The 1,046-nt window shown below is 69.8% G+C and carries 1 protein-coding gene; it reads left to right on the top strand.

Annotation, left to right across the window (positions count from 1 at the left end):
* Nucleotides 1–33 precede the first annotated feature (33 nt).
* Nucleotides 34–1,046: phosphotransferase family protein (locus AC1DWF_RS32485; RefSeq protein WP_476842635.1), on the top strand; the 1,013-nt coding region annotated here is incomplete at its 3' end.

Below are 1,046 nucleotides of genomic sequence, written 5' to 3'. Positions count from 1 at the left end.
GATCCGTTGTGAAGGCATAACGGATCGGGTTAGATGCGCGTCGCCTTCGCAAAGCGGCCGCACATGACGACAGAAGCCCTCCCCAAGGGGACCGACGCCGACTCCCTCACGCAGGCGTTCCGCCGCTCCGGGCTGCTGGGCGACGGAAGGGTCCGCGAGGTCACGGTCCTCCGGGCCTTCCCGACGCTACTGTCCCACATCTTCCGGCTGGGCCTGAGCTACGAGGGCGAGGCGGCCGGGCTGCCCGAGACGATGATCCTGAAGGCCGGGCTGCTCGAACGCGCGGGCGGCCCCTGGATGGGGGGACGTCACGAGGTCGCCTTCTATGCGCAGGTCGGCTCCGCGACGCCGGCGGGCCTCGTTCCGCGCTGCCTCGCCTCGCATCTGGATGCGGAGACCGGCGCCTGGCACCTCCTGCTGGAGGACCTGACCGACACCCACCGCATCGCCACGCCCTGGCCTTTGCCGCCCGAGTTCGGGGATGCGGAGGCGATCATCCGCGCGCGGGCGCGCTTCCATGCCGCATGGTGGGACCATCCGCGCCTCGGCATCGATGTGGGGGCCTGGGCGAGCGAGGCCGACATGGACGGCTGGCTCCAGGGCATGGCGGAGAAATATGCAGGCTTCGCCGAGCAGGCAGGCGACGGGCTCTCCACCGGCCGGCGGGAGCTCTACGCCCGGCTGTTCGAGGCCGCGCCGCGGCTGGTCGCGCGCTACCATGGCCATCGGCACATGACGGTCATCCAGGGCGACGCGCATGTCTGGAACTGCTTCCTGTCGAAAGGCGAGAGCGCCGGCCAGGCGATGCTCTTCGACTGGGATTGCTGGTCGGCCAACACGGCGACGACCGACCTGGCCTACATGATGGCGGTCCACTGGTATCCCGACATGCGGCGCGGGCGCGAAAGCCAACTGCTGGACGCCTACCACGCGGAACTGCTGGCCCGTGGCGTCAGCGGCTACGATCGCGCCGCGCTGCAGGAGGACTACCGCCTCTCCGTGCTCTGGCAGATCCTCTCGCCGATCGAACAGCACGCGCTCCGGAT

Source organism: Aminobacter sp. P4_D5, from assembly GCF_056401815.1.
Note: the sequence above shows the minus strand (reverse complement) of the source record. Positions and strands in the feature narration are given on the sequence as shown.